This window comes from Isoptericola sp. b515, from assembly GCF_030588125.1.
Lineage (GTDB): Bacteria > Actinomycetota > Actinomycetes > Actinomycetales > Cellulomonadaceae > Isoptericola > Isoptericola sediminis.
The window spans coordinates 572441-597090 of record NZ_JAUQYR010000001.1; the positions used below are offsets into that span (position 1 = coordinate 572441).

Sequence of the window (24650 nt, forward strand, 5' to 3'; positions counted from 1 at the left end):
CCCCGTCCCGGCCCAGCCGCCCGGCGCGCCGACGCCGGGCCGGGCCGGCTACGCGGGTCCTGACCCGCTGGTCAGGTCGGGGCGCAGCTTGGCCCAGACCAGCTTGCCCGACGCGCTGGGCCGCCATCCCCAGTCCGCCAGGCGTTCGACGATCTGCATGCCGAACCCGCCGAGCCGGTTCGGGTGCCCGTCCGTGGCGACCGGTGGCGCCGGGTTGGAGTCCTCGACCTCGATGCGCAGGCCGTCCCCCGTGTCGAACAGCCGGAGCGCGATGTTGCCCCAGCCGTGCAGCACGCCGTTGGCGACCAGCTCGCTCACGACGAGCTCGGCCGCCGCGGACTCCGCCAGCCCCCACGCCTGCGAGGTGCGCAGCACCGCGTGGCGGGCACGGCCGATGGCACCCGGTTCGCTCGGCAGCAGCCAGCGGCGCGAGCGCGGGCTCAGCGCCGTGACCCGCTGGTCGGCCTCCGGGTCGGGGACCCGCACCACGACGATCGCGACGTCGTCCTCGGGCGAGTCGGCCAGCCGGGACAGCAGCTCCTCCCCGACCCCCGCGGCGTCGCGGGCCGTGATGCGCCCGGACATCTCCGTCAGCGTCTCCAGCCCGCGCTTGAGGGACCGGTCGCGGCGCTCGATGAGCCCGTCGGTGTAGAAGACCAGCACGTCCCCGCGCCGCAGGACCTCGTGCCCGGTCTCGCGGGGCTCGTCGCCGAAGCCGACGAGCCTGCCGCCCGCGCCGTTCAGCAGGCGTGTGGTGCCGTCCCGCAGCAGCAGCGGCGGGAGGTGCCCGGCGCGGGTGTACTCCAGGCCCCAGCTGTCGTCCTCGGTCCGGTGCTGCAGCGCGGCGTAGACCATCGACGCCGGCCGCGGCACCCGCATCCCGGCCACGAGCTGGTCGACGCGGTCCAGCACGGTCCCCGGGGTCGTCAGCTCGTACGCGTAGGCGCGCACCACGGACCGCAGCTGACCCATCGCCGCGGCCGCCTCGACGTCGTGCCCGACGACGTCGCCGATCACCAGCCCGACCGTCCCGTCGGTGATCTGGAGGACGTCGTACCAGTCCCCGCCCACCTGCGCGTGCTCGGCGTTCGGCGCGTAGTAGGTCCAGACGTCCAGCCCGGTCACGTCCGCCTGCTCGGGCAGCATGGCGCGCTGCAGGGCCTCGGCGAGCCGGTGCTCGCGCGCGTACAGCCGCGCGTTGTCGATCGCGGTGCCGGCGCGGCGGGCCACGACCTCGACCACGGTGGACACGTGGTCCAGCCCCGGCGCGGGGCCCGGCTCCGGCACGGGTTCGTCCCCGTCCCAGGTGACGAGGAGACCGAGCACACGACGTCGGCCGGCCACCGCGTGCACGACGGCCTCCCGGGGCACCGCGCCCGTCTCGGCGACGACCCGGTGCATCAGGTCCCGCCGCAACCACCCCGCGGCCGAGGACGGGTCGAACCGGCCCTCGAGGCTCAGCCGCACCGGCCCGTCGACGGCGCCGTCGAGCAGCTGCTGCACGTCGTCCACCACGGGCTCGGAAACCTCGGACACGCCCCCCGTGAGGGCGGGTTCGAGCCGGTCGTGGGTCCGGTCCTCGGGGACGTAGCGCGTGTGACGCCGGCCGCGACCCGACGGCGGGGACGCGACGTCGACGCCGTCGGCGAAGAGCAGCCCGTCGTCGTTGACGTAGAACCCCGCCCAGGGCACCAGGGAACGCAGCAGGTCGGCGATGTCCCGCAGTGCGAACGGGTACTCCAGGTCGCCGAGGAGATCGGTGGTCTGCGCGATGAGGTCCAGGTCGGCGCGCTGCCGGCGTTCGACCTCCAGCGACGCCAGCTGCGCCGCCTGCTGGTCGACGTACTCGGAGACGTCGGTCGTGACGCCGATCCAGTACTCGGGGAGCCCGTGGTCGGTCGGCAGCGGGGTGACGTCGACCTGCAGCCACGTGGTGCCGCCGTCGCTGCGACGGGTGCTGACGATCCTCCGCATCGCGCGGCCGGCCTTGAGGTCCTCCTGGGCGGCGGTGCGCTGGGGGTCGTCCTCGACGAGCGCGAGCAGGGAGTTCGGGCCGAGGAGCGCCAGCTCCTCGATGCCGACGCCACCCAGCTCCTCGAACGCCCGGTTGACCCAGAGCACGGGCATGCCGAGGCTCCAGGCACCCGTGACGAAGGCCGGGACGGTCGTGACGGACAGCGCGGCCGCGAGCCGGGAGGCGGGAACGGGGAGAACGTCGGCGGACGAACCGGGCATTTGGTCCATTGCCCCCTCCCTTCTCAAGGTCTCGCGGCCAGGTTGGTGCATCGGGGGGCCATTCAACCGTAGATTGGTGTCCGCCGAGACGTGAGGTGAGCGAAAGCTCGAGGAAGGAGCACCGTGCAGGACGCATCCAATGCGGCGCACCCCCCGGACGACGGGGACGGTGACAAGAACGCGGCGCCCCAGATCGGCGACCCCGCGAGCATCCATGTGATCGTGGGGAGCTCACGCGCTCGCGTGGTCCTCTCGGGCGAGATCGACGCCGACGTCAGCTCCGAGCTGGGCGAGGCCATCTCCGACGCGGAGGCCTCCGGGCTGCCGGTCGAGATCGACGCCCACCACGTGACCTTCATGGACTCCTCCGGCGTGGCCTTCCTGGCGCGCCTCGCCTCGCGCAGCCCGCACACGGTGCGCATCCTGCGCGCACCGCCGACGGTGCGCTTCCTGCTGGAGGTCACACGGATCGGCGAGCTGCTGGAGATCGTCGACGACGACCCCGGTGTCGACCTGGACATCACCTCGGCCCAGCACTGAGCCTGCACGCACCGACGCCCCGCCGCTCCGAGGAGCGGCGGGGCGTCGGTGCGTCAGCGGAGGTTGATCACATCTTGTGACCGGCCGAGCGCAGCCACTGGCAGGCCTCGACGATGCGGGCCGCCATGCCGGCCTCGGCCTTCTTGCCCCAGGCGCGCGGGTCGTAGGCCTTCTTGTTGCCGACCTCGCCGTCGATCTTCAGCACGCCGTCGTAGTTGGTGAACATGTGCTCGACGACGGGACGCGTGAACGCGTACTGGGTGTCGGTGTCGATGTTCATCTTGATGACGCCGTTGTCGACCGCCTCGGCGACCTCCTCGGCGGTGGAGCCGGACCCGCCGTGGAACACGAGGTCGAACGGGTTCTCCTTGCCGATCTCGTCACCGACGGCCTTCTGGATCTCCCCGAGGATCGCCGGGCGCAGCTTGACGGCACCGGGCTTGTAGACGCCGTGCACGTTGCCGAAGGTGAGCGCCGTCAGGTAGCGGCCCTTCTCACCGGCACCGAGCGCCTTGACCGTGGCCAGGCCGTCCGCCGGCGTCGTGTAGAGCTTCTCGTTGATCTCCGCGACGTGGCCGTCCTCCTCGCCGCCGACGACGCCGATCTCGACCTCGAGGAGGGTGCGAGCCGCCTGCGAGAGCTCGAGCAGCTCCTCGGCGATGACGAGGTTCTCCTCCAGCGGGATGTCCGACCCGTCGAACATGTGGGACTGGAAGGTCGGGTTCTTGCCGGCCTTGACCTGCTCGGCCTCGAGCGCGAGGAGCGGGCGCACCCAGGAGTCCAGGTTCTTCTTGACGCAGTGGTCGGTGTGGATCGCGATGTTGACCGGGTAGTTCTTCGCGACCTCGTGCGCGTAGGCGGCCAGCGCCAGCGACCCGGCGACGCGGTCCTTCACCGTCGAGCCCGAGCCGTACTCCGAACCACCCACGGAGACCTGGATGATGCCGTCCGACTCCGCCTCGGCGAAGCCCTGCAGGGCTGCGGTGATGGTCTGGGACGACGTGATGTTGACGGCGGGGTAGGCGAACTTGCCGGCCTTCGCCCGGTCGATCATCTCGGCGTAGACCTCGGGGGTTGCGATAGGCATCTGCGGTACTCCAATGAGGGGACGTACGAGGGACGACGCAGGCGGGCGACGTCCCACCGTCGCTGGTGGCCGGCGAGCACGCAGCCCACATGCATCCGGATTTTCTCACGTCCGACGCATCACCGTCACATGGCGTCGCACAGGATGAGACGGTCGCCCGGGTCATCGGTGGCGCGACGGGACGTCACGGGCGGTTCACAGATGCTGCGACGCCCAGGCGTGCAGGGCGATCGCCGCCGCGGCGCCGGCGTTCAACGACCGTGTCGACCCGTGCTGGGTGATGTGGACGACGACGTCGCACACCGCCTGCGCCTGCGGGGTCAGCCCGTCGGACTCCTGGCCGAGGAGCAGCACGCACCGCGGCGGCAGCTCGCGGCGCTCGAGCGCCACCGAGCCCGGCACGTTGTCCACGCCGACCACGGGCAGGCGTTCGCCGGCCGCCCACGCGGCGAAGGACTCGGCGTCCGGGTGGTGCTGGACGTGCAGGTAGCGGTCGGTGACCATCGCACCGCGCCGGTTCCACCGCCGCCGGCCCACGATGTGCACGCCGGCGACGTTGAAGGCGTTGGAGGTGCGCACCACGGAGCCGATGTTCAGGTCGTGCGCCCAGTTCTCGATCGCGACGTGCAGCTGCCGGTCCGCCGGACGACGTCGGTCCATGTCCGCCACGATCGCCTCGACCGACCAGTAGCGGTACGCGTCGACGACGTTGCGCCGGTCGCCGTGCTCGAGCAGCTCGGGGTCGTAGCGCGGGTCGTCGGGCCAGGGCCCGGCCCACGGACCGACGCCGACGACCCGGTCACTCATCGCCGTCCCGCGTGGACTCCCACCAGAACAGCGCGCCGACCACCGCGGCCCCCGCGAGGGCGAGCAGCAGGGGGCCGACGACGGCGCTCGCGTCGTCCGGGGCCAGCAGCCCGCCGTCGGCGTCCTGCCACGGCCACAGGGCCCGCAGCGAGCCGATCATGAGACCGGCGAGCACCGCCATCGTGCCCTGCCGCCGGTGCTCGAGCAGCCAGTGCAGCAGCTTCACGAACGAGGCCAGACCGACGGCGGCACCGACGACGAACGCGCCCAGGAAGGCCAGGTCACGGTCCTCCATGGCCTGCTGGACCGGGATGTACAGCCCGAGGATCACCAGCAGCGTCGACCCCGAGACGCCCGGCAGCACGAGCGCGTTGATCGCGACCGCCGCCGAACCGGCGACGTACCACAGCGAGGGGTCGACGACCTGCGACGGCGGCAGCCCGACGAAGAAGAACCCGACCACGGCAGCACCCAGCAGCAGCACGGCGTCCAGCGGCCGGAACCGGCGGGGCATCATGCTCAGCGGCACGAGCACCGACACCGCGATCATGCCGAAGAACACCGACCGCACCGGGACCGGGTTCTCCTCGAGCAGCGGGGCGATCGTGTTCAGCGAGGCGAGGAGCACCACCACCATGCCGCCCAGCACGGGGGCGAGGAAGCGCCAGTCCACCGCCCGCAGCGCCCGGCCGGCCGGGCGCAGCCCGTGCCCCTGCGCCACGCCCTGGACCAGCTCGCGGCCGGCGTGCACGACCTGGCTCGCCGCGGCCAGCAGCTGGTCGTACAGACCCGTGATGAGCGCGACGGTCCCGCCGGAGATGCCGGGGACGGACTCGGCCATGCCGACCAGCCCGCCGCGGGCCGCCAGGCCCGGGGCGGAGCGCCAGCTCGTGCCGGACGCGGGGGCCGCGTGGCGGCGGACGGCACCGGTGTGGGTGGGAGGATCTGCGTGCTCGTCGGTCACGCTCGAAGCCTACGGGCTACCGTGTCTGCCATGACCGAGCGGAAGATCGAGTGCTGGCTGACCGACATGGACGGCGTCCTCGTGCACGAGGGCGAGGCCATCGACGGCGCGGCGGAGTTCATCGACGCCCTCCGGGAGAAGAAGCGCCGCTTCCTGGTGCTCACGAACAACTCGATCTTCACCCCGCGCGACCTGGCCGCCCGGCTCGCCACGTCGGGGGTCGAGGTGCCGGAGGAGTCCATCTGGACCTCGGCTCTCGCCACCGCCACGTTCCTCGCCGAGCAGGTGCCCGGCGGGTCGGCGTACGTCATCGGCGAGGCGGGGCTGACCACCGCCCTGCACGAGGCGGGGTACACCCTCACCGACACCGAACCCGACTACGTCGTGCTCGGCGAGACCCGCACCTACTCGTTCGAGGCGATCACCAAGGCGGTCCGGCTCATCAAGGGGGGCGCGCGGTTCATCGCCACGAACCCGGACACCACCGGGCCGTCGCCCGAGGGGCCGCTGCCGGCCACCGGTTCCGTGGCGGCGATGATCACGGCCGCCACCGGCCGCTCGCCGTACTACGTGGGCAAGCCGAACCCGATGATGTTCCGCTCGGCCCTCAACCGCATCGAGGCCCACTCGGAGACGACGGCCATGATCGGCGACCGCATGGACACCGACATCGTGGCCGGGATCGAGGCCGGCCTGGAGACGTTCCTGGTGCTGACCGGGACGACCGTGGAGGACGAGGTCGACGAGCACCCGTTCCGCCCGTCCCACGTCGTGGACTCCGTCGCGGACCTCGTCGACCGCGTCTGACCCGAGGGGCGCCCGCCCCGTCATTCCACCGCCGTCTCCGCTGTGGGCATGAAATCTACGGCCCATGACCGGTGCGGGGCGGCAGATTTCATACCCACAACGCGAGGGTCAGCCGTTCAGGCCGAGGTCCTCGAGGTCGAAGAGGTAGTGGTACGGCACCCCGAGCGCCTCGATCTTCTCCCCGGCCCCGGTGGCGCGGTCGACGATCGTGGCGCAGCCGAGCACCTCGGCACCGGCCCCGCGCAACGCCTCGATCGCGGTGATCGGCGATCCGCCGGTCGTGGTGGTGTCCTCCAGCACGACGACCTTGCGCCCCGTGACGTCCGGCCCCTCGATCTGCCGCTGCATGCCGTGGGCCTTGGCCTCCTTGCGCACGACGAAGGCGTCGAGGTCCTGCCCGCGGGAGGCCGCGGCGTGCAGCAGCGCGTCCGCGATGGGGTCCGCACCGAGGGTCAGTCCCCCGACGGCGTCGACCTCGGCGGTCCCGAGCCCGACCTCCTCGAGGTGGTCCAGCAGGACGTGCCCGACCAGCGGGGCCGCACGGTGGTGCAGCGTGATGCGACGCAGGTCGACGTAGTAGTCGGCCTCCTTGCCCGAGGAGAGCGTCACCTTCCCGTGCACGACGGCGAGGTCCTTGACGAGCTGCAGCAGCTGCTCGCGGGGGGTCGGGGAGAAGTCGGCGGAAGTCACGGGTACCAGGGTACGGGGGCGCGTCAGCGGTAGTGCCCGACGGCGCGCACCGCCCAGCGGGGCATCGCGCGCAGCAGCGCGGCGGCCGCCTTGTAGCGCACCGAGGGCGTGGAGATGACGACGCCGCGGCGCACGTCCGCGAGCGCCTCGGCCGCCACGTCGGCGGCGTGCAGCCAGGCGCCGTCCGGCAGGACCTCCGTGCTCAGGCCGGCACGGTCGTGGAACTCCGTGCGGGTGAAGCCGGGGCAGAGCACGGTCGCGGTGACACCGGTCCCCTTCAGCTCGACGGCCAGCCCCTCGGTGAAGGTCCGTACGTAGGCCTTGGCGGCGGCGTAGCTGCCGCCCGCCGTCAGGGCCGCCACCGAGGCGACGTTGAGCACGGCACCCCGGCCGCGCGGGACCATCTGACCGACGGCGGCGTGGGACAGCACCATGACCGCCCGGACCATGACGTCGACGGCGTCGAGCTCGATGTCCAGGTCCCCGGCGACGAACCGCTGCGCGGGGGCGAAACCGGCGTTGTTGACCAGCAGGCCGACCGGACGGCGGTCGTCCTCCGGGTCCGCGCCGGTCACGGTGAGCCGCTCGGCGACCCGGGTGACGTCGTCGTGGCGCGCCAGGTCCGCCTGGATCACCTCGACGTGGACACCGGCCGCGGCCCGGATCTGTCCGGCGACGCGGTCGAGCCGCTCGCCGTCACGGGCGACGAGGACGAGGTCGTGGCGAGCGGTGGCGAGCTGCCAGGCGATCTCGAGTCCGAGACCGGCGGTCGCACCGGTGACGAGCGCAGTACCCATGACGGCACTCTATGTGTCCTAGGGTGCTCGCGTGCGCATCGCCACGTGGAACGTGAACTCCGTCCGCACGCGGCTGGACCGCGTGCTGGCCTTCCTGGAACGGTCCGGGACGGACGTGCTGGCCGTCCAGGAGACCAAGTGCCGGGACGACCAGTTCCCCCACCGGGCCTTCGAGGAGGCGGGGTACGAGGTGGCGCACACCGGCTACCACCAGTGGAACGGCGTGGCCGTGGTCTCCCGGGTGGGTGTCGAGGACGTGGCGACGTCGTTCCCGCACCAGCCCACGTTCGCCAAGCCCGACGAGGAACCGCGTCTCGAGGCCCGCGCCCTCGGGGCCACCTGCGGCGGCGTGCGGGTCTGGTCGCTGTACGTGCCGCACGGCCGCGCGCTGGACGACCCGCACTACGCCTACAAGCTGGCCTGGCTGGAAGGCCTGCGCACCGACGCCGAGCAGTGGCTGGCGGCGGATCCCGGGGCGCAGCTCGCCCTGCTCGGCGACTGGAACGTCATCCCCCGTGACACCGACGTCTGGGACGTCACGGCGTTCGAGGGCAGGACCCACGTGTCGGCCGCCGAGCGGGCAGCGTTCGAGGCCTTCGGACCTGCGGGGTACACGGAGGTGACGCGCGAGCACCTGCCCGCGCCGCACACGTACACCTACTGGGACTACCAGCAGCTCGCGTTCCCGCGGGACAAGGGGCTGCGCATCGACTTCGCGTACGCCTCGCCGGCGCTGCGCGACCGGGTCACCGGTGCGACGGTCGACCGGGACGAGCGACGCGGCAAGGGCGCCAGCGACCACGTGCCGGTGGTGCTCGACCTGGTCTGAGGCGCCGAGGTGACGGCCGGTCCGGATCGATGTCACGCCGGCCCCCGCGGCGTGTCGGGAGGGCCCCCTCCCTCGCCTCGCTAGGCTCGTGAATGTCTTCACAAGCCTGATGCGAGGAGTCGCCGTGGGTACGCAGATCGATGCCTCCGCCGCCGTGGGCGAGTACGTCGCCCGGGCCGACTGGCGGGTGCACGCCAACGCCAACCAGGGCTACTCCCTCGGTGGCCTCGTCCTGAACGTCGCGGGCAAGACGATCGCGAACTACTGGCTCGACGAGGTGTTCTCCCCCGAGCTGGCCGCCGCGCACCGGCAGGGCGACCTGCACGTCCACGACCTCGACGTGCTCGGCGGCTACTGCGCCGGGTGGTCGCTGCGCCAACTGCTGTCCGAGGGGTTCGGCGGGGTCGCGGGGGCGGTCGCCTCCTGGCCGCCCCGGCACCTGAGCTCGGCGCTCGGGCAGATCGTCAACTTCTTCGGCACGCTGCAGAACGAGTGGGCGGGGGCCCAGGCCTTCAGCTCCTTCGACACCCTGCTGGCCCCGTACGTCCACGTCGACCGCCTCAGCCAGGCCGAGGTCACCCAGGCCCTGCAGGAGTTCGTCCACAACCTCAACGTGCCGTCCCGCTGGGGCACCCAGACGCCGTTCACCAACCTGACCTTCGACCTCACCTGCCCGCCCGACCTCGCCGACGAGCACCCCGTCGTCGGCGACGACGTCCTCGACGTCACCTACGGCGACCTGCAGGCCGAGTCCGACATGATCAACCGGGCGTTCGTCGCGGTCATGTCCGCCGGGGACGCCGCCGGCCGGGTGTTCACCTTCCCGATCCCGACGTACAACATCACGCCGGACTTCGACTGGGACTCCGAGATCTCCGAGGAGATCTTCGAGATGACCGCGCGGTACGGCACGCCGTACTTCCAGAACTTCATCAGCTCCGACCTGAACCCCGGCGACGTGCGCTCGATGTGCTGCCGCCTCCAGCTCGACCTGCGCGAGCTGCTCGCGCGCGGCAACGGGCTGTTCGGGTCCGGCGAGCAGACCGGCTCGCTCGGAGTGGTCACGATCAACTGCGCCCGGCTCGGGCACGTCCACGGCCCGGACCGCGAGGCGCTGTACGCGGCGCTGGACCGCCTCGTCGACCTCGCCGCCGACGGTCTCGAGGCACGCCGCGAGACGGTCCAGCGGCTCATGGACGGCGGGCTGTACCCCTGGACGCGGCGCTACCTCGGGACGCTCGACGCCCACTTCTCCACCATCGGCGTCAACGGGGTCAACGAGATGATCCGCAACGCCACCGCCGACACCGAGGACATCACCACGCCGGCCGGGCACGCCACGGCCCTCGAGCTGCTCGACCACCTGCGCACGCGCCTCGTCGAGATCCAGGAGCGCACCGGCCACCTGTACAACCTCGAGGCGACCCCTGCCGAGGGCACGACCTACCGGTTCGCCCGCGAGGACCGCGCCCGCTACCCGGGGATCCTGCAGGCGGGGACCCCGGAGCAGCCGTACTACACGAACTCCACCCAGCTCCCGGTCGGCTTCACCGACGACCCGTTCGAGGCACTCGCCCGCCAGGACGAGCTGCAGCGGCGCTACACGGGTGGCACGGTGCTTCACCTCTACCTGGGCGAGCAGATGTCCGGCGCCGAGTCGTGCCGGCTGCTCGTGCGCCGTGCCCTGGAGAACCACCGGCTGCCCTACCTCACGGTGACGCCGACGTTCTCGATCTGCGCCACGCACGGCTACCTCGCGGGCGACGTGCGCTCCTGCCCGACCTGCGGCGCCGGGACCGAGGTGTGGACCCGGGTGATGGGGTACTTCCGCCCCGTGGCGTCCTTCAACACCGGCAAGCAGGGCGAGTACGCCGAGCGCGTGCCGTTCCGGGAGCCCGCGGCCTCCCGGGAGCCCGCGGCGGTGACCGTCGATGTCGCCTGACGCGCCGGCCCGGGCACCGCTGCGCATCGCCGGCTTCGTGCCGTTCTCGACGGTCGACCGGCCCGGTCGTCTGGTCGCCACCGCGTTCACCCAGGGATGCCCGTGGCGGTGCACCTACTGCCACAACCCCTCCCTGATCGACCCCCGGCGGCGGCCCGGTGCGACCTGGTCGGAGGTCCTCGAGCTGCTGCGCAAGCGCCGCAGCCTCCTGGACGGCCTGGTGATCTCCGGCGGTGAACCCACCCTCCAGCCCGGCCTGGCGGACGCCTGCCGCGACGTCCGCGACCTCGGGCTCGAGGTCGGCGTGCACTCCGGCGGCCCCTGGCCGACCCGGCTCGCCCGCGTGCTGCCCCTGGTGGACTGGGTCGGCCTGGACATCAAGGCGGTGCCGGACCGGTACGAGCTCGTCACCGGAGCGGCACCGTCCGGGCGGGCGGCGTGGGAGTCGGCCCGGCTCGTGGTCGAGTCCGGGGTCGACCACGAGATCCGCACCACCGTCGACCCCACCGTGCACACCCGCGAGGACGTCCTGGCGATCGGCGCGCGCCTCACCGCGCTCGGCGTCCGCCGGTGGGTGCTGCAGGAGGCGCGACCGGACGGCGCACGGGCCGGGTGGGTGCGCCGCCTGGACCGCCGACGGCTGTCCGACGTGCTGCGCGAGGACGACCTGCCGGGCGTCGAGCGCCGCGTGGGGGTCTGAACCGCCCGGACCCGGAAGGAGCGCCCGGCTCGGTAGGTTGGCTCCCATGACCGAGCGCCCCGAGGACGACCTCTCCTTCGCCTCGCCCGGCCCGGAGGCGTCCGGCCCCGCCCCGGACGGGACGCGGGGTCCGGCCCGTCCCTCCCCCGGCCCGGCACCGACGGGCGCGTCGGACCGCCGGCCGGTGGACCCCGGGGCCCGCTGGGGCGCCCCCGGACCCACGCCGGCCGAGCGCGCCGCGGCGCGGCGCCGGGCCCGGATCTGGGTGCTGTCGGTCCTCGCCCTGATCCTGCTCGTGGTCGGCGGCGCCGTGGGGGCCTCCTACCTGACGACGAGCACGCGCGAGGAGGCGTGGGAACCCGTCGCGGCCGACGTCACCGCGCCGCAGACCGTCAACGCCGTGCAGCTCGTCCTCGGCTCGTGCCTCGCCGAGGCCCCGACCGACGGCGCCGTGGGACGCGTCGAGGTGGTGCCGTGCGGCGAGCCGCACGCGGCCGAGGTGGTCGGGCGCACCGACGCGTCGGCGGACGCCGTCTGGCCCGGCGCGGACGAGGCCGCGGCCCGCACCGCGCGGGGCTGCACCCCGGACCTCCTGGGCCCGCAGGCGCGCGCGGACGACTCCACACGGGTCGAGCTGGTGGTCTGGGCGCCGAGCGAGGAGTCCTGGGCCGCCGGGGACCGCACGGGGCTGTGCGTGGCCGTCGTGGACGGCACGCGGACCGGCTCGCTCCTGGACTGAGCGGCCGGGAACGTCATCGGATCGGTGCCCGATCTTCACCTCCCCGGCACCCCGGATGGGTCGATCGCCCGATCCCGGCCCTCGGTCGACGGCCGTTTCCGACGGTTCCGGCGTGCCGTGTCCGTCATGTCGGACAGCGTCCCGCCGCCGGATCCCTTCACACCGCCTCCACCATCGGCGCAGGAGGTGACCGTTATCTGACCGTGACCTCCGACCGTTTCGGGGCTAGCGTCCTGTCGTCGCCCGGAGACCGGGCGGCGACCGGCCCGGTGCCCAGTGCTGCCGACGGGACGGCCCACCGGAGCACCGACGGCAGCAGCGGGAGACCCAGGTTCTTCGGGTGACGTCAGCGCCACCCTCGGGGTGAAGCCGTCCATCGGCGGCAGGCCACCACTTCTCGGCCTAACCCGACAGCTCATCTCGCCGGCTGGAGGAGTACCCCATGTCCACACCCTCGCTGGATGCTGCGCGCCCGCAGGGTGCCGTGCGCACCCCCAGGAAACGCCACGCCGCCGTCGCCATGACGCTCACGGCGGCCCTCGCCGGCGGCACGCTGGTCGCCGGCGCCGGATCGGCCGCCGCCGACGACGCGCTCACGACCACCACGGACGAGACCGTCGCCGACGAGACCACCTCGGCCGGCACGACCACCACGGACGCGACCGACACGTCGGTCTCCGACGGCACCGCGACCCCGACGCCGGAACCCGTCGTCGAGGACACCGCGTCGCCCGAGCCGACGACCACCACGGACGGGACGACCACGACGCCGACCGAGGAACCGGCCGCCGAGGACACCGGCACCGCCACCGAGGAGCCCGTCGTCGTGAGCACGACGCCCGACGTCTCGGTGTCGAAGTCCCGCAGCACCGGCCGCAAGGGACAGGGCCACACCCGCCCCCGCTACACGGTCCGCGCGACCGCGGACGGCGAGGCGTTCGCCGGCCGGGTCCGGCTCTACGTCCAGGGCACCAAGGTCGCGGTCAAGAGCCTCGACGGGGACGGCACGATCCACTTCCGCCCCGGGTTCTCCCACTACGACGTCGGCCGCAACGGCATCCGCGTCGTCGTCGCGCCGGCCGCCTCCACCGGGTTGGAGCAGGTGACGAAGCACCGCAGGGTGTGGATCAAGCCCAAGGCGACGACCAACATGTACGTCTCCAAGAGCCGTCACACGGCCACGAAGGGCAAGTGGCACACCCGCCCGAAGTACACGGTGAAGCTGCGCAAGTGGGGCGAGCCCGTCCAGGGCCGCGTGCGCCTGTTCATCTCCGGCGACAAGGTCGCCGTGAAGAAGACCAACAAGTACGGGGTCGTCCGGTTCCGGCCGGGGCTCGGCAAGTACGACCTGGGCAAGAACAGGATCCGCGTCGTCGGGGTGCCGGCCCGGGCCGAGGGACTCAAGAAGTCGACCAAGTACCGGAAGGTCCACGTCAAGCCGAAGATGACCCGCGGCCAGAAGGTCGTCCGGGTCGCCCACAACTACATCGGGCACCGGTACTCGTGGGGCGGCACGTCGCCCGCCACCGGGTTCGACTGCTCGGGGTTCACGTCCTACGTGTACAAGAAGGCGATCGGCAAGACCCTGCCGCGCTCGTCGTCGGCCCAGGCCTCTCTCGGCACGCGCGTCTCGCGCAGCAACGCCCGGCAGGGCGACCTGGTCTACTCGCCGGGGCACATCGGGATCTACGCCGGCAACGGCCGGATCATCGAGTCGGCCCGTCCGGGCGTCGGCGTGGTGAAGCGCCAGATCTGGCAGAGCAGCCCGCGGTTCATCCGCATCTGACCGGCACCGGTCCGGGCGCCGCGAGCGCCCGACGGCCCCGCCTTCCGCACGGAGGGCGGGGCCGTCGTCGTCCCGGCGACGATCAGGCCAGCGAGAGCCCCTCGGCACCCTCGACGCGGTCGACGACGACGGTGTCCCCGTCGGCCGTCTCGCCGGACAGCAGCCGGCGGGCCAGCCGGTCGCCGATCTCGCGCTGGACGAGCCGCCGCAGCGGGCGGGCGCCGTAGGCGGGGTCGTACCCCTCGACCGCCAGCCACCGGCGGGCGGACGGCGTCACGTCGAGCGTGATGCGCCGGTCGGCCAGCCGCTGGGCGAGCGCCGCGACCTGCAGCTCGACGATCCGTCCCAGCTCGTCGAGGGACAGCGCGTCGAAGAGGACCACGTCGTCCAGCCGGTTGAGGAACTCGGGCTTGAAGGCCGTGCGCACCGCCGTCATGACGCTCTCGCGCTTGGCCTCCTGGTCCATCACCGGGTCGACGAGGAACTGCGAGCCGAGGTTCGAGGTCAGCACCAGGATGGTGTTGCGGAAGTCCACGGTGCGGCCCTGGCCGTCGGTGAGGCGACCGTCGTCGAGCACCTGCAGCAGGATGTCGAAGACCTCGGGGTGGGCCTTCTCCACCTCGTCGAGCAGCACCACGGAGTAGGGCCGGCGGCGCACGGCCTCGGTGAGCTGCCCGCCCTCCTCGTAGCCGACGTACCCGGGGGGTGCGCCGACCAGCCGCGCCACCGAGTGCTTCTCGGAGTACTCGGACATGTCGATGCGCACCATGGCGCGCTCGTCGTCGAAGAGGAACTCGGCCAGGGACTTGGCGAGCTCGGTCTTGCCGACACCGGTCGGCCCGAGGAACAGGAAGGACCCCGTGGGCCGGTCGGGGTCCGCCACCCCGGCCCGCGAGCGCCGCACGGCGTCGGACACGGAGCGCACCGCCGCCTGCTGCCCGATGAGCCGCTCGCCGAGCACGTCCTCCATGTGCAGGAGCTTCTCGGTCTCCCCCTGGAGCATGCGGCCGGCGGGGATGCCGGTCCAGGCCGAGACGACCTCGGCGACCTCGTCCGCCCCGACCTTGTCGGCGATCATCGGCGTCTCGTGCGCCGCCTCCTCGGCCGCCTCCTCGGAGGCCTCGGCCTGCTCGGCCTCGACGAGCTCGCGCTCGACCTGCGGGATCTCCCCGTAGAGCAGGCGCGCGGCGGACTCGAGGTCGCCCTGGCGCTGCAGGCGGTCGGCCTCGGTGCGCAGCTCGTCGATGCGGGCGCGCAGGTCGCCCACCCGGTTGTGGCCGGCCTTCTCGGCCTCCCAGCGCGCGGTGAGGGCGGCGAGCTCCTCGCGGCGATCGGCCAGGTCGGCGCGCAGCTTCTCCAGCCGGTCCCGGGAGGCCGTGTCGTCGGAGTCCTTGAGGACGACCTCCTCCATCTCCAGCCGGGTGACGGCGCGCTGCAGCTCGTCGATCTCCACCGGGGAGGAGTCCATCTCCATGCGCAGCCGGGAGGCGGCCTCGTCGACCAGGTCGATCGCCTTGTCCGGGAGCTGGCGCCCGGAGATGTACCGGTCGGACAGCGCCGCGGCGGCGACCAGCGCGGAGTCGGCGATGGTGACCTTGTGGTGGGCCTCGTAGCGCTCCTTGAGGCCGCGCAGGATCGCCACCGTGTCCTCCACGGAGGGCTCGCCGACGAACACCTGCTGGAACCGCCGCTCCAGGGCGGGGTCCTTCTCGATGTTCTCGCGGTACTCGTCGAGCGTGGTGGCGCCGACCATGCGCAGCTCGCCGCGGGCGAGCATCGGCTTGAGCATGTTGCCGGCGTCCATGGCGCCCTCGCCGCCGGCGCCCGCGCCGACCACGGTGTGCAGCTCGTCGATGAAGGTGATGACCTCGCCGTCGGAGGCGGTGATCTCCTCCAGGACGGCCTTGAGCCGCTCCTCGAACTCGCCGCGGTACTTGGCCCCGGCGACCATGCCGGCCAGGTCGAGGGCGACGAGCCGCTTGCCCTGCAGGGAGGTGGGCACGTCCCCGGCGACCACGCGCTGGGCCAGCCCCTCGACGACGGCCGTCTTGCCGACACCGGGCTCGCCGATGAGCACGGGGTTGTTCTTGGTGCGGCGGGACAGCACCTGCACGACCCGGCGGATCTCGGCGTCCCGGCCGATGACCGGGTCGAGCCGGCCGTCCCGGGCCTGCTGGGTCAGGTCGGTGCCGTACTGCTCCAGGGCCTTGTAGGTGCCCTCGGGGTTGGGGCTGGTGACCTTCCCGGAGCCGCGGACGGCGGGCAGGGCCGCACGCAGCGCGTCCGCGGTGGCGCCGGCGTCGGTGAGGGCCTGGGCGGCGGCCGACCGGCCGGCGGCGACCGCGATGAGCAGGTGCTCGGTGGAGACGTACTCGTCGCCGAGCGCCTCGGCCTCCTGGGCCGCGGTGCTCAGCACGGTCTGCATGGCGCGGGACGGCGAGGGCTGGGCCACGCCCTCACCGCTGGCGGTGGGCAGGGCGACGAGGGCCGCACGGGTCTTCTGCCCGATCTGCTGGGGGTTGGCACCGACCGCCTCGAGCAGACCGACCGCCACCCCGCCGGTCTGCTGGAGCAGCGCCGACAGGAGGTGGGCCGGCTCGAGCTGCGGGTTGCCGGCCGCCGATGCCGACTGCACGGCGTCGCCGATCGCCTGCTGCGACATCGTCGTGAACTTGGTGTCCATGGATCCTCCGGGTCCGGGGTCGTGATGACTGCTGAGGTCAACCTCCGCAGAGTTGAGTCTATTCCGCTCAACTTTGCGTCGCCACGCGAGGGTCGGCGCTGATGGGACGTCGCCCGGCACCGCGGGTGAATCCTGCCGGGCGACCCGGGGCCGGGGTGCCGGTCCCCGCCCGGTCGGCGATGCTGGAACGGTGAGGACCATCACGCCCGTCCACGCGCCCGCCACGGACCGCCCCCGTCGCCGGCACCCGCTGCGGCGCGCCTCCGTCGCGGCGCTCGCGACCGTCGGCCTGCTCGCCCTGGGCGGCTGCATGAAGGTCGACTGGGACATGACCCTGCACGAGGACGACACCGCGTCCGGCACCGTGATCATGGGTTTCTCCGACGAGCTCGCCGAGTCGATGGGCATGGACCCCCAGGAGCTGTGGGACATGTCCAACGAGGGGGGCGACTCGTTCACCGAGGGCATGCCCGAGGGGTCCACCGAGCAGCCGTACTCGGACGGCGAGTACACCGGCGTGGAGGTCACGTTCACCGACCAGCCGATCTCCGAGATGGCCGGCGGCGCGGAGGACGAGCTCTCCGTCACCCGCGAGGGCGACGAGTTCGTCGTGGACGGCGTCTTCGACCTCAGCGAGGACGCCGCGGACATGGGGGACACCGGCGACCTGCCCGAAGGCCTCCTCGACAGCTTCGACATGCGCATCGCCGTGACCTTCCCCGGCGAGGTCACCGAGACCACGGGCGAGGTCGAGGGGACCACCGTCGTGTGGACCCCTACGTTCGGCCAGGTCACCGAGGTCTACGCCCGCGGCTCCGCGGTGGGCGACGGCGCGGCAGCCCCGGAGGAGGGTGCCACCGACGAGCCCACCGAGGACGCCGACGAGGGCACCACCGGCACCGGTGACGACGTCGCCGACGCGGCCCAGCAGGACGACGCGGGCTTCCCCTGGTGGATCGTCGGCCTGGTGCTCGGCCTGGCGGTCCTGGGTGTGGTGGTCGCCCTCGTCGTGCGCAACAACCGTCGGCCGGGTCCACCCGCCGCGGGGGCACCCGGGAGCGGCCCGGCGCCCTACGCCGCCGGCGGCGTCCCGCCCGGGTACGGTCAGCCGCAGCAGCCGGCACCGCCCGTCGTGCCACCGCAGCAGACCGCACCGCAGCCCTACCCCCCGCCGTACCAGGGACCTGCGCAGCAGCCGCCGGCAGGTCCGCAGCAGCCCCCGGCGGGCCCCCAGCAGCCTCCGCAGGACCCGGACGGCACCCCGCCCGCCGCTCCGCGCTGACCCTCCGTGGCCGCTAGCCTCGGGCCATGACGCAGCTCGAGGACGGCACGGCCCCCACGCCCGGCACCGACTGGCACCCGGACCTGCTGGGTGACGGGTTCGAGGCCCGGACACTGCACCTGCCCGACGACGCGACGGCCACCCTGGTCCGCCACACGCCGTCCGTGGCCCCGCAGGGCGCCCCGGCACGGGTCGCCGTGCTGGTCGTGCACGGCCTGGCGGACTACTTCTTCCACCCCCACGTGGCCAGGGCACTGGCGGCGGCCGGGTTCGCGGCCTACGCCGTCGACCTGCGCGGCCACGGACGATCCTGGGACGCCCACGCCGCCGCCGGCCGGGACCCGAACCAGGAACCGGACCTCGCGGTCCACGCCGTGGATCTCGACGCGGCTGCCGACGCCGTCCGCGCGGCCGGGCACGAACGCCTCGTGGTCATGGCCCACTCCACCGGCGGCCTCGTCGTGCCGCTGTGGGCGTCGGCCCGCCCGGGACGCGCCGACGCGCTGGTGCTCAACAGCCCGTGGTTCGAGCACCACGCCCCTGCTCCCGTGCGGTGGGTCTCCGCCGCCGTCGCCGAGGCGGTCGCCCCGCTGGCGCCCCGGGCCGTGCTCGGCCATCTCGACGACGCCTACCCCCGCGCCCTGCACCGCGCGCACGAGGGGGAGTGGGACTTCGACCCCGCGTGGAAGCCGCTCGAGCCGTTCCCGGTGCGGGCCGCCTGGTTCCGCTCCGTCCGTCGGTCGCAGCGACGTCTGGCGCGCGGGCTGGACCTGGAGATCCCGGTGCTCGTGCTGACCTCGGACCGCACGACCCGCACCGAGCACCTGAGCAGCGACACGGTGCTCGACGTCGGCCACATGCGCAAGATCGCCCCCCGGCTGGGGGACGACGTCAGCCTCGTCACGATCCGCGGTGGGATGCACGACCTCGCGCTCTCGCCCTCCCCCGCGCGCGAGGAGTACCTGCAGGTCGTCGTCGACTGGATCCGCGCCGCCGTCTGAGCCGCGCCGCCCGGGCGCTCACCGTCGTGTCCGATTCCCGCTAGCCATCGTGCCGCCCGCCGGGTGACGATGACGCCATGACCGACGAACGTGCCGAGCGCTACCGCGCCATCGCCGCGCGCGACGCACGGTTCGACGGCCAGTTCGTCACCGCCGTGCGCACCACCGGCATCTACTGCCGGCCGTCCTGCCCCGCCCGCACGCCCAAGCCCGAGAACGTCACGTTCTACCTGACCAGCGCGGCCGCGCACGACGCCGGCTTCCGCGCCTGCAAGCGGTGCCTGCCCGAGGCCACCCCCGGCACCCCCGCCTGGGACGTGCGCCGGGACGCCGCGGGCCGCGCGATGCGACTCGTGGCCGACGGCGTCGTGGACCGCGAGGGCGTGGCCGGGCTCGCCGCACGCCTGGGCTACAGCCCCCGCCACCTGCACCGGGTGCTGCGCACCGAGCTCGGCGCGGGCCCCCTCACCCTGGCTCGCGCGCAGCGTGCCCAGACGGCGCGCACCCTGCTGACGGGCACGGACCTGCCCGTGGCGGACGTCGCCTTCGCCGCCGGGTTCGGCAGCATCCGCCAGCTCAACGACACCGTGCGCGCCGTGTTCGCCACCACGCCCACGGACCTGCGGCGACGGCGTCCGGCACCCGTCGGCACCGCGACGGCCGGGGACCGGGTCCACCTGGACCTCACCCTGCCGGTGCGCGAGCCGTTCGACGCCGCGGGCACGGTCGCCTACCTGGCGGCCCGCGCCGTCGCGGGCGTCGAGACCGCCTCGCTCGACGGCCCCACCGTGCGCTACGCCCGCACCCTGCACCTGCCGCACGGCCCGGGTGCCGTCGCGGTCACCGCCGGGCCCACCGTCGGACCCGGCCGGGTCGCCGCCCACCTGGAGCTCTCCTCGTGGCAGGACGTCGCCACCGCCGTGGCCCGGCTGCGCCGGCTGCTGGACCTCGACGCCGACCCGGTCGCCGTCGACACCGCGCTGGCCGACGACCCCGTCCTCGCCCCGTCGGTCGCCGCCCGCCCCGGGACCCGGGTGCCGGGGGCCGTGGACGCCCACGAGATCGTCGTCCGCGCCTGCGTGGGACAGCAGATCTCCGTGGCCGCCGCCCGCACGCACCTGGACCGGCTCACGTCGGCCGCCGGCACGCCGTACCCGTCCACGATCGACGGCTTGGACCGCCTCTTCCCGACCGCCGCCCAGGTGGCCGACGACGACGGGACGCACCTGGCGCTGCCCGCCCGGCAGCGCCGCACCGTCGTCGACACGGCCCGCGCCCTGGCCGACGGCACCCTCACCGTCGACGTGGGCGCCGACGCCGCCGACCTGCGCGCCGTCCTTGAGGCCCGGCACGGGATCGGCCCGTGGACGTCGGGCTACGTGGCCCTGCGGGTCCTGGGCGACCCCGACGTCTGGCTGGACGGGGATGCTGCCCTGCGGGCCGGGGCCCGCGCCCTGGGGCTCCCTGACGACGCCTCCCTCGCCGCCCGGGCCGACCGCTGGGCCCCGTGGCGCTCGTACGCCGCCCGGCACGTGTGGCAGGCCGCCGCACCCCGCTCTGGAAGGAACACCCCATGATCGCCGCCACCACGCTCGACACCCCCGACGGAGCATTCACGCTCGTCGCCGACGACGGCACCGTCCTGGCCTCGGGCTGGACCGACGACGTCGACGCGCTGGTCGGACTCGTCCACCCGGACCTGCGCCCCACCGCCGTGACCGAGGTCGACCCGGGGCACGCGGCGGTCTCCGGACCGGCCGCGGCCGTCGCCGCGTACTACGCGGGCGACCTCGACGCCGTCGGCCGCGTCGCCGTCGTCCAGCGGTCCGGCCCGTTCCGCGAGCACGCCTGGCAGGTGCTGCGCCAGGTGTCGCCCGGCGCCCCGGTCACCTACGCCGAGTACGCGGACCGGGCCGGGCGCCCGGCCGCCGTCCGGGCGGCGGCCGGGGCGTGCGCGCACAACGCGGCGGCCCTGTTCGTCCCGTGCCACCGGGTGCTGCGCAGCGACGGCACGACGGGCGGCTTCCGGTACGGACCGGCGGTCAAGGAGTCGCTGCTGGCCCGCGAGCGCTCCGCGGCCGGCTGACCGGAGCCGTCAGCCCAGGTCCTCCGGCGCGAGGAGGAACTCCGACTCGTCGGCGATCTCGCCGCCGACGGCCGCGTGGATCGCGGCGGCGACCTTGGCCACCAGGTCGGCCGCCCGCTTGCGGGCGACCACCAGACCGGCCTGCGGGAACTCCATCTGGGCCTCGAACTGGTCCGGCGGGTCCCACACGACGCGGTAGCAGATCGCCCCGGCGGCGGCCCACGGCAGCTCCTTGACCAGCAGCGGCAGCACCTCGTCGCCGCTGACCTCCACCGTGACCCAGCCGTCGTGGCCGAGGTCGATCGTCAGCCCGTAGCCGTCCAGGACGACGGGCGCCTGCAGCGCGGCGATGTCGAAGTCGTCCGCCCGCGCGTGCACCTCACGGCGCAGGTCCGGGTCCATCTTCTCGCCCGGGTACAGCGGCTTGTCGGCGATGCCCTGCGGCGGCCCCTGGTAGTCGGCGCCCTGGGTGGCCAGGACGACGCGGGGATGGACCTCCTGCAGCACCCGGTGGGCGGCCTGGGGGTCGAGCCACACGTCGGACCACACCGTGAGGTCGACCGCCGCACCCGGGTCCGGGGTCAGCACGACGCCGGACCCGGCGCCGCGGCGCTGGGCCTCGGCCGGGTCCCAGAGACCGGCCACGTCCAGACGGACCGCACCGCCGAGGCGGCGGGCCGCCGCGATGAGCCACTGCACGACCCGGTCCTCCTCGCGGGTGGGCAGACCCGCCGGGAACGCCCGGGCGAGGCCGTCGCGGTCGCCGCCACCGGGGTAGGGCGCGTCGTCCCAGCGCTCGCGCGGGCAGACGACGTCGAAGACGAGGGCGGAGCGGGCGGGCAGCCCCGGCTCGAACCCGTCGCCGGACGGCGCGTAGGGGCCGTGGACGTGGCTGTGCCGCGTCAGACGGAGCACACCGGGCTCGCCGGGGCCGGCGATCCGGCCGGCGGGCAGGTCGGCGCCGGGCAGGTCCGCCGGGACGACGTCCCAGCGGGTGCCGCTGAACCGGGACAGGGCGAGCACCTCGACCTCGTCGACGGCCACGTCGTCGGGCACGGCGAGCAGGTGCCGGGCCTGGTGCCCCTGCGTGGAGGCACGCGGGAGCGGTGGCAGGGGCGGGGACGAGGTCTGGGCCATCGGGTGACGTTCCTTCCGGGTCCGGGAGTCCGGCCGACGGAGGTCGCCGGCGCGGCGGGTCCGAGCGTACCGACGACGGTCGCCGCCGTTGAAGGGCCCGTTCATACGTCGGTGCGGTGGAAGGACTGCCAGGACCGGCTCGCCGTCGGGCCGCGCTGGCCCTGGTAGCGCGAGCCGTACCGGGCGGAGCCGTACGGGTGCTCGGCCGCGGAGGAGAGCCGGAAGAAGCAGAGCTGTCCGATCTTCATCCCGGGCCAGAGCGTGATCGGCAGGGTGGCCACGTTGCTGAGCTCGAGCGTGACGTGCCCGGAGAACCCCGGGTCGATGAACCCGGCGGTGGAGTGCGTCAGCAGCCCGAGACGACCGAGCGAGGACTTGCCCTCCAGCCGGGCGGCGACGTCGTCCGGCAGCGTCACCGTCTCGTAGGTGGACCCGAGGACGAACTCTCCCGGGTGCAGCACCAGCGGCTCGCCGGACTCCACCTCGACGAGACGGGTCAGCTCCGGCTGCTCCTGCGAGGGGTCGATGAACGGGTAGCGGTGGTTGTCGAACAGCCGGAAGAACCGGTCCAGGCGCACGTCGATGCTCGACGGCTGGACCATCGCCGGGTCGTACGGGTCCAGAGCGACGCGTCCGCCGTCCAGCTCGGCCCGGATGTCGCGGTCGGAGAGCAGCACGAGGCCCACGGTAGTCCGCCACGCGGCCCCGCGTCAGGAGGTCCGCGGCGTGGTCCGGCACGCGCTCAGGCGCCGATTCGGGTCACCAGCGGTTGTTGGGTATGATCGCCGTGCGCGCATCGACGTCGGTGCGCCGCGCGGGTGTAGTTCAATGGTAGAACTTCAGCTTCCCAAGCTGACAGCGCGGGTTCGATTCCCGTCACCCGCTCCACAGCATCACTGCAGGTCAGCCCCCTCAACAGAGGGGGCGCACCCTGTCTGAAACCCTCTCTCCAGGTCGGCGCGTGCCACTACGTGCCACTACGAAATCTGGAGAGAGCATGGCAGCACGCAAGCAGCGCAGGCAGTCCCCGGGCACAGGGGGCGTCCGACGGCTCCCGTCCGGCCGATGGCAGGCACGCCACACCGGCCCCGACGGCAAGATGCGTTCGATAGGCACCTTCGCCACCAAGACGGAGGCAGACACGGCACGCGCCCGACAGATCGTGTCTGTGCAGGACGGTCGCTGGCGCAGCCCCGAGGAGGCCGGCCTCCCACTCGGCGCGTTTCTGAGGAGCTGGCTCGAGAACCGCACCGACGTCAGCGCACGAACTCGCTCTCTCAACGAGCGGCTGTTCGCGACCTGGATCGCGCAGCCGCACGGGCGCATGCCCATGGCGCTCGCGGACCTCCCGCTCGGCTCGATCAACCAAGCGACGATTCGCCAGTGGCACTCCGTTGTCAGCGCGGAGGCGGAACGCCGCGCCCACGACAGAGCCCGGCGCGCCGCGAACAGCCCACAGGCGGTCAACCGGGCCATCCGGACCTGGGCGCGCCAGTCCGGGATGGTCGTCGCAGACACCGGTCGAATCCCGACGGAGATTCTGCACGCATGGCATCAGCGCATGGGTACGGACGTCGAGCTCCCGTACGAGGTCGACGCCAACGCCGGAACCACCGAACCCGCGCAGGCGTACCGCTTGCTCCATGCGGCGTTCCAACGGGCGATCGACGACGGATTGATCCGCGCCAACCCGTGCACTATCAAGGGAGCCGGTCAACGAGACTCACGCAACCGTCGCGAGCGCATCCCCGCGAACTACGAAGAGGCGAAGGCGCTTGCCGCTGCGATGCCCGATCGCTACCGGGCGGCCGTCGTGGTCACCATGCTGACCGGTCTCCGGGCGGGTGAGCTGTTCGCGCTTCAGCGCAAGCACGTCGATCTCGGGGCGGGCACCATCCGTGTCGAGCAATCACTCGCGCAGGAGACCAGCGGACGCTGGTTCGCGCCCACGAAGTCAGCAACGAGCCGCCGCACCGTCGACCTGCCGGCCGCGGCGGTCGAGGTCCTCCGGGTCCACCTGGAGACCTATGTGCCGGTCGACAAGAGGAGCCTGATCTTCGCCACCTCGACCGGGACTCCCCTCCAGTCAGGATCGCGCTCGAGGATGTTCCGACGTGCACGATCCTCCATCGGCCGTGACGACCTGACCTGGCACGACCTTCGGCACTCGGCCATGGTGCTGTGGGCCAAGACCGGCGCCTCACTGGCCGAGCTGATGGTGATCGCCGGACACTCGAGCTCCAAGTCCGCGATGCACTACCAGCACGTCGTCAGCGGCGCGCAGCAGGGGCTCGCCAGGAAGCTCGACCACCTCGTCGCGTCCGACGACGCGCAGCCCACCGGCCGCCCTGTGTCGAGGCTTCACGCCGCATAGAGGGGGGCGCACCTCGCTGTGTACGGTGACGCACAGCTTCACCACGAAGCGCACTGACGTCGCTCGAGACACCTGGAGGTCGATGACACCATCCACGCCGCTCGCAATCCTGCGAGCAGCCCCAGGCCGCCGAAGGTCTGGTGCGGAACGTGTCTCCAAGGAGG

At 73.2% G+C, this 24650-nt stretch carries 21 protein-coding genes, 1 tRNA gene and 1 riboswitch; of the genes, 13 read left to right on the top strand and 9 right to left on the bottom strand.

Annotated features, from left to right (window positions below):
• Positions 1-48 precede the first annotated feature (48 nt).
• The gene (locus Q6350_RS02695; protein ID WP_304602742.1) at positions 49-2244 is read right to left on the bottom strand and encodes a SpoIIE family protein phosphatase; all 2196 of its coding nucleotides are present in this window, start codon (positions 2242-2244) and stop codon (positions 49-51) included.
• 114 nt (positions 2245-2358) lie between these two features.
• Between Q6350_RS02695 and Q6350_RS02700 the strand changes: the two genes are divergently transcribed.
• Positions 2359-2775: an STAS domain-containing protein gene (locus Q6350_RS02700; RefSeq protein WP_304602743.1), complete on the top strand. Its 417-nt coding sequence runs from the start codon at positions 2359-2361 to the stop codon at positions 2773-2775.
• Between the two features lie 67 nt (positions 2776-2842).
• Here Q6350_RS02700 and fbaA read toward each other — a convergent pair whose 3' ends face one another.
• The 3 genes from fbaA to Q6350_RS02715 form a co-directional block, all read right to left on the bottom strand.
• The gene (gene fbaA / locus Q6350_RS02705; RefSeq protein ID WP_171246908.1) at positions 2843-3862 is read right to left on the bottom strand and encodes a class II fructose-bisphosphate aldolase; all 1020 of its coding nucleotides are present in this window, start codon (positions 3860-3862) and stop codon (positions 2843-2845) included.
• 195 nt (positions 3863-4057) lie between these two features.
• Positions 4058-4669: a TrmH family RNA methyltransferase gene (locus tag Q6350_RS02710; protein WP_304602744.1), complete on the bottom strand. Its 612-nt coding sequence runs from the start codon at positions 4667-4669 to the stop codon at positions 4058-4060.
• Positions 4662-5633 carry a DUF368 domain-containing protein gene (locus tag Q6350_RS02715; RefSeq protein ID WP_305065033.1) on the bottom strand — a complete coding sequence of 324 codons (972 nt, stop codon included), beginning with the start codon at positions 5631-5633 and terminating at the stop codon, positions 4662-4664. Before Q6350_RS02715 ends, Q6350_RS02710 begins: the two co-directional genes overlap by 8 nt.
• A 30-nt stretch (positions 5634-5663) precedes the next feature.
• On the opposite strand from Q6350_RS02715, the gene Q6350_RS02720 reads away from it, so the two are divergent.
• The gene (locus Q6350_RS02720) at positions 5664-6440 is read left to right on the top strand and encodes an HAD-IIA family hydrolase (RefSeq protein WP_305065035.1); all 777 of its coding nucleotides are present in this window, start codon (positions 5664-5666) and stop codon (positions 6438-6440) included.
• 108 nt (positions 6441-6548) lie between these two features.
• On the opposite strand, the gene pyrE is transcribed toward Q6350_RS02720, so the two are convergent.
• Both pyrE and Q6350_RS02730 read right to left on the bottom strand, forming a co-directional pair.
• Entirely contained in the window at positions 6549-7130 is a 582-nt protein-coding gene (gene pyrE, locus Q6350_RS02725; protein ID WP_171246912.1) for an orotate phosphoribosyltransferase, read from the bottom strand.
• A gap of 23 nt (positions 7131-7153) precedes the next feature.
• Complete coding sequence (locus Q6350_RS02730; RefSeq protein ID WP_171246913.1) at positions 7154-7927, bottom strand: SDR family oxidoreductase; 774 nt, start codon at positions 7925-7927, stop codon at positions 7154-7156.
• Between the two features lie 31 nt (positions 7928-7958).
• On the opposite strand from Q6350_RS02730, the gene Q6350_RS02735 reads away from it, so the two are divergent.
• The 5 genes from Q6350_RS02735 (at position 7959) to Q6350_RS02755 (ending at position 13923) form a co-directional block, all read left to right on the top strand.
• Positions 7959-8756 (top strand): exodeoxyribonuclease III, encoded by a 798-nt coding sequence (locus Q6350_RS02735; RefSeq protein ID WP_304606627.1) that lies wholly within the window; start codon positions 7959-7961, stop codon positions 8754-8756.
• Positions 8757-8865: 109 nt separating this feature from the next.
• The gene (locus tag Q6350_RS02740) at positions 8866-10698 is read left to right on the top strand and encodes a ribonucleoside triphosphate reductase (protein WP_369810794.1); all 1833 of its coding nucleotides are present in this window, start codon (positions 8866-8868) and stop codon (positions 10696-10698) included.
• Positions 10688-11398, top strand: a complete 711-nt coding sequence (locus Q6350_RS02745; RefSeq protein ID WP_171246916.1) for an anaerobic ribonucleoside-triphosphate reductase activating protein — start codon at positions 10688-10690, stop codon at positions 11396-11398. The genes Q6350_RS02740 and Q6350_RS02745 overlap by 11 nt, the downstream gene beginning before the upstream one ends.
• Positions 11399-11444: 46 nt before the next feature.
• Positions 11445-12137 carry a septum formation family protein gene (locus Q6350_RS02750; RefSeq protein ID WP_304606626.1) on the top strand — a complete coding sequence of 231 codons (693 nt, stop codon included), beginning with the start codon at positions 11445-11447 and terminating at the stop codon, positions 12135-12137.
• A 294-nt stretch (positions 12138-12431) separates the two neighbouring features.
• A riboswitch (cyclic di-AMP (ydaO/yuaA leader) is annotated at positions 12432-12575 on the top strand.
• A gap of 4 nt (positions 12576-12579) precedes the next feature.
• Entirely contained in the window at positions 12580-13923 is a 1344-nt protein-coding gene (locus tag Q6350_RS02755) for a C40 family peptidase (RefSeq protein ID WP_304602750.1), read from the top strand.
• Between the two features lie 82 nt (positions 13924-14005).
• Here the strand turns inward: Q6350_RS02755 and clpB are convergent, their stop codons facing one another.
• On the bottom strand, positions 14006-16606 hold the full coding sequence (gene clpB, locus Q6350_RS02760; RefSeq protein ID WP_304602751.1) for an ATP-dependent chaperone ClpB: 2601 nt from the start codon (positions 16604-16606) through the stop codon (positions 14006-14008).
• A gap of 190 nt (positions 16607-16796) precedes the next feature.
• Between clpB and Q6350_RS02765 the strand changes: the two genes are divergently transcribed.
• The 4 genes from Q6350_RS02765 to Q6350_RS02780 all read left to right on the top strand — a co-directional run bounded on the left by Q6350_RS02765 (position 16797) and on the right by Q6350_RS02780 (position 20975).
• Positions 16797-17888 carry a hypothetical protein gene (locus tag Q6350_RS02765; RefSeq protein ID WP_304606623.1) on the top strand — a complete coding sequence of 364 codons (1092 nt, stop codon included), beginning with the start codon at positions 16797-16799 and terminating at the stop codon, positions 17886-17888.
• A 26-nt stretch (positions 17889-17914) separates the two neighbouring features.
• Positions 17915-18889, top strand: coding sequence for an alpha/beta hydrolase (locus Q6350_RS02770; protein WP_305065040.1), 975 nt, complete (start codon positions 17915-17917; stop codon positions 18887-18889).
• Positions 18890-18966: 77 nt separating this feature from the next.
• Positions 18967-20466: an AlkA N-terminal domain-containing protein gene (locus Q6350_RS02775; protein WP_304606621.1), complete on the top strand. Its 1500-nt coding sequence runs from the start codon at positions 18967-18969 to the stop codon at positions 20464-20466.
• Positions 20463-20975, top strand: a complete 513-nt coding sequence (locus Q6350_RS02780; protein WP_304602755.1) for a methylated-DNA--[protein]-cysteine S-methyltransferase — start codon at positions 20463-20465, stop codon at positions 20973-20975. The genes Q6350_RS02775 and Q6350_RS02780 overlap by 4 nt, the downstream gene beginning before the upstream one ends.
• Positions 20976-20984: 9 nt before the next feature.
• On the opposite strand, the gene Q6350_RS02785 is transcribed toward Q6350_RS02780, so the two are convergent.
• Complete coding sequence (locus tag Q6350_RS02785; protein ID WP_304602756.1) at positions 20985-22112, bottom strand: hypothetical protein; 1128 nt, start codon at positions 22110-22112, stop codon at positions 20985-20987.
• 101 nt (positions 22113-22213) lie between these two features.
• The gene (gene dcd, locus Q6350_RS02790; RefSeq protein WP_171246924.1) at positions 22214-22789 is read right to left on the bottom strand and encodes a dCTP deaminase; all 576 of its coding nucleotides are present in this window, start codon (positions 22787-22789) and stop codon (positions 22214-22216) included.
• Between the two features lie 137 nt (positions 22790-22926).
• On the opposite strand from dcd, the gene Q6350_RS02795 reads away from it, so the two are divergent.
• Together Q6350_RS02795 and Q6350_RS02800 are read left to right on the top strand one after the other, a co-directional pair.
• Positions 22927-23000, top strand: a tRNA-Gly gene (locus tag Q6350_RS02795).
• 109 nt (positions 23001-23109) lie between these two features.
• Positions 23110-24486: a histone-like nucleoid-structuring protein Lsr2 gene (locus tag Q6350_RS02800; protein WP_305065044.1), complete on the top strand. Its 1377-nt coding sequence runs from the start codon at positions 23110-23112 to the stop codon at positions 24484-24486.
• Positions 24487-24650 lie beyond the last annotated feature (164 nt).